We start from the raw sequence: 3,873 nt of genomic DNA, 5'->3' as shown, positions 1-3,873 counted from the left end.
AATTTTGGATCATTACGAATTTCTGCCGTTAAGGTATAGCGATCCATTTCAGGCATTTCAATATCTGAAATAATTAACGGTATCTCGACAGACACATCATCCATTTCTGCGGCAATACTTTTCAGTTTTTCCAACGCCTCTCTACCATCTTTAGCGGTATCGATTTGTAAGTTTAAAGATTCTAACGAACGAATAATTTGTTTACGTGCCACAGCAGAATCATCTATAACCATAATATGGTAATGTTGTTCTCTATCGATGGTTAACGCTTCATTAAGCTCTTTACTGATAGAGGTCTTAACTGGAGAAATTTCATCAAGAATTTTTTCAACATCTAAAATTTCAACCAACTCGCCTTCAATCTCTGTTACCGCGGTTAAATATGAAGAACGCCCTGAACCTTGTGGCGGAGGCATAATAGCCTCCCAATTCATATTAATAATACGTTCTACTGAGCTGACTAAAAAACCTTGAACACTTCGGTTATATTCGGAAATGATAATGAAGCAATTTTCTGTTGATGTTAGCGGGCGCCCACCTGTTGCAGCGCTTAAATCGATAACAGAAATGGTTGCACCACGAATATGAGCAACCCCCTTAACAAAACGATTTAATTTAGGTAGCGAAGTCAAAGGGGGACATTGCAACACCTCTTTCACTTTAAATACGTTAATACCAAACCGTTGACGGCCGCTAAGCCTAAACAATAATAACTCTAGTCTGTTTTGCCCAACAAGCTGGGTACGTTTATTTACTGAATCTAAAATGCTTGACATAACAAGGCCTTGTAGTTAGCTGTCACCCAAATGGATAAATCTTGTTCGTTGAAATTATAGTAAACCTTGGTTTAGCATAATACGCTTAATACATCTCTTACTCATGAAAGGCTCAACTTGAGTGTAAACCGTCATTAGTCTAGCGAATACATATCAATTTAATGAATAAAAAATCGGCACACAACTTGCTTTAGTTTGTATTAATAACTCACATACAGTGAGCTGACAGTTTTTTGACGAGGTAATAATGTTATTATGATCTCCTCAACCCATTTTTTAGCTTATTGCCTATGCAGAGATTACTCGCATATTTTTCGTTTTTCAAAGTATAGGTGTATTCTGGCAAAACAAGCTAGTATCTTCATTATGAAAGTATTTTTTTTATGTTTTTTAAGTTCAATAACATTTTTTTTGCCAGCATATGCTAGCGAAGAGATAGTAACACCTTCTTTATCGACCATTTATACGTTAGCTAAAGAGACGGTCGCAAAAAAAATTGATTCAGACTCAAAAGCTAAGGTACAAATTACCCCGCAAAACCTAGAAGGCCGCATCAGCCCACCGCGCTGTTATGCACCTATTAATGCAGAGCTTGCCAGTGAGCGAGCTATTAGCCGTAATAACATGGTAAAACTCAGTTGTAATAGCCCTGACTATGACTATCCATGGCAAATGTATCTCTCCGTCCGTGTCGAAATTCAATACCCTGTTGTCGTTGCTAACCAACTGTTGTCTCCAGACCAAATTATTGGCGAACATCACCTACAAGTCATGTATGTTGACCAATATAGCTTAAAAGGCCAGTTTTTTTCCGATACTTCTACCTTAATAGGCTCACGAGTGAAACGTAGGGTATCAAAGGATTCTCCTGTATTAAGCAATAACCTGTGCTTTGTGTGCAAAGGTGACACTGTTTCCATTTATGCTAAAACCACTAATGTAGAAATAAAAACGCTCGGGGAAGCACTGCGCGATGGCAATATTGATGAAGTTATAAGAGTAAAAAACAGTAACACTAACAAACAATTTGATGCTGTTGTAATTGGCGTTGGCGAAGTTGAAGTAAGAATGTAAAATAGAGTTAAAGTTTTTTCCTGGGGTGCCGATAGCCTGTTTGGAAAACCTGATTCATTACGCTGGAGCCTCCCATGGCAATTGACATTAAGCATAACACTGCTACCAATACACAACTGCGCACTGCACGTGACACGCAGTCTGCTTCGCAATCTACAACTAATGCAGCCCCAAAATCAGCTGCACCGGTTAAAACAGATTCTGTTAGCATTACCTCTCAAGCTCAACAGCTTCAGAGCGCGCAAACAAAAATGGCATCTTTACCAGAAGTCGACCAAAAAAAGGTTGCAGAAATTAAGCAAGCAATCTCTGAAGGACGATATAAAGTTGACCCAGAAAAGCTTGCCGCGAATATTGCCAGCTTCGAAGCAGAGCTAGGTGGTTTAACGTTTGATAGAGAGTAACCGTTAAACGTTACTCTTTAATTTGTTTTAACGACACGCAGATAATAGGTGCAAACTTGCATCATAGAGAAGTGTTAGTTAAGAAAACCTAAGAGTAATTTATGACAGAGTTAAACGAGCAATTACATAACCAAGCAAACGAAGTTCAGCGTAAAGAGCTACACCAACTGCTAGATAGCCAAAATCAGACGTTAGCACAGTTGAAAGCGCTTATTGTTGAAGAAAAAGCGGCATTATCTAAACAAGATGCCGACAAACTGCTGGCGCTTTCCAAAGACAAAACTCAGTGCTTATTCAATATGAAAGCCACTGACGAAAAACTGGCAAGCCACCCACAGCACAACCTGCTTACAACTGATACAGCACTGGCACAACAAGTTGCGCAAGCTAAAGCGATTCTGGCAGAATGTAAAGACATCAACAGCCAAAATGCCAGCTTGATTGAGCTCAATATTGCTAGTCTCAATCGATTCGCTCAAGCATTACAAGCCAGCCGCAATGCATCAAGCTTGACCTACAATGACAAAGGTAAAACCTCTACCATTTCAACGCTGGGTAATGATTTTTCGGCCTAGCTTCAAAATCTAGATAGTAAGCCATAACGAGCGATGACATCAGATAAAATCCGATAACAAGCCAAGTGCTAGACAGCTCTATCCTTGAGCACAGCGTTCGCTTGTTATCGTTTTCTAGCAGGTGATTTACTGAGCCAGCATTGCCTGGCGTAAACTTTGTTGAACCGGAGTTTCACCTAACCAAATTTTAAGTAAAGCCTGACGAAATGCCTCTCCAGCAATATCCCCTTGTGCGATACCATTTTTAATACTGCTCACGCCCTTACCTTTTTGAGTCACAAAAGTAAATTGATCACCTTCGACAATTTCATCTGCAAACAATTGGGTAAAATGTTCAATGTCTTTAGCAATTGAATGAGTGTCATTGTCGGTAGCTATATCAAAGCCTTCAGTAATAGCATCACGCATTTTGTTTGAAGTGATCATTCCAGACGTTATCGTTAACTGGATCACCGCGATAGGCTGAGTAAGCACATCTTCTAGAAGGTTTACTTTTGTCGGCAGATACAAACTACCCACATATAAATCCATAAAAAACTTACTGCGTATTCCTGCACCATTCAATATTAATGGCTGCTCTGCAACAGTTATTTGCTCTGCTACATCCACATTTGCAATCATGCTAGCTTGTGCCAACAAAGGCAGCATTAACGATAAACCCAATCCAATTGAAGCTAATAATTTCATATAAAATCTCTAAAAAAGGTATCACAAACCACTACAACATCAGCCGTTTAGCCAACAAAAAACTCTGAACGCATTAATTAGCCACGAACGCCTAGTTTATATTGGCCATTCTGTTGAAACATCAATGCTTGTTTGTGTTTTGGCGAGATTAAAATTGGACCATCATCAAAAAATAGAAAGCACTGCCAATTGCGCACAAATATGTCCCAGCGGGTTTCAACGATTTGGTACTTTTCATAGCAAAAATAAACCACTGCATCATCAGGCCATTGAATATGCGCAATAATCGCATCAGGTAATGTATTGTCATTAGAATCCCATGCTGATTGCCAATGATCAGTTGCCGTCCAAGCATCT

The 3,873-nt window shown here is 39.3% G+C and carries 6 protein-coding genes; 3 read left to right on the top strand and 3 right to left on the bottom strand.

Annotated elements, in window-relative coordinates:
• The coding region (locus H5202_RS18915; RefSeq protein WP_182773430.1) for a chemotaxis protein at positions 1-776 on the bottom strand (776 nt) is incomplete at its 3' end.
• Between the two features lie 366 nt (positions 777-1,142).
• On the opposite strand from H5202_RS18915, the gene flgA reads away from it, so the two are divergent.
• From flgA to H5202_RS18900, 3 genes are all read left to right on the top strand, one after another.
• Positions 1,143-1,850 carry a flagellar basal body P-ring formation chaperone FlgA gene (gene flgA, locus H5202_RS18910; RefSeq protein ID WP_182773429.1) on the top strand — a complete coding sequence of 236 codons (708 nt, stop codon included), beginning with the start codon at positions 1,143-1,145 and terminating at the stop codon, positions 1,848-1,850.
• Between the two features lie 74 nt (positions 1,851-1,924).
• Positions 1,925-2,254, top strand: coding sequence for a flagellar biosynthesis anti-sigma factor FlgM (gene flgM, locus H5202_RS18905; protein WP_182773428.1), 330 nt, complete (start codon positions 1,925-1,927; stop codon positions 2,252-2,254).
• A 101-nt stretch (positions 2,255-2,355) separates the two neighbouring features.
• Positions 2,356-2,829 (top strand): flagella synthesis protein FlgN, encoded by a 474-nt coding sequence (locus tag H5202_RS18900; protein ID WP_182773427.1) that lies wholly within the window; start codon positions 2,356-2,358, stop codon positions 2,827-2,829.
• A 126-nt stretch (positions 2,830-2,955) separates the two neighbouring features.
• On the opposite strand, the gene H5202_RS18895 is transcribed toward H5202_RS18900, so the two are convergent.
• Together H5202_RS18895 and H5202_RS18890 are read right to left on the bottom strand one after the other, a co-directional pair.
• Positions 2,956-3,516, bottom strand: coding sequence for a chalcone isomerase family protein (locus H5202_RS18895; protein ID WP_182773426.1), 561 nt, complete (start codon positions 3,514-3,516; stop codon positions 2,956-2,958).
• Between the two features lie 77 nt (positions 3,517-3,593).
• Positions 3,594-3,873 (bottom strand): DUF2947 family protein (locus H5202_RS18890; RefSeq protein ID WP_182773425.1); only part of this gene is annotated, 280 nt, incomplete at its 5' end.

The sequence above is a fragment of the Shewanella sp. SG41-4 genome (genome assembly GCF_014164505.1).
Taxonomy (GTDB): domain Bacteria; phylum Pseudomonadota; class Gammaproteobacteria; order Enterobacterales; family Shewanellaceae; genus Shewanella.
The sequence above is the reverse complement of the archived record's forward strand: the minus strand, read 5'-3'. Positions and strand labels throughout refer to the sequence as shown.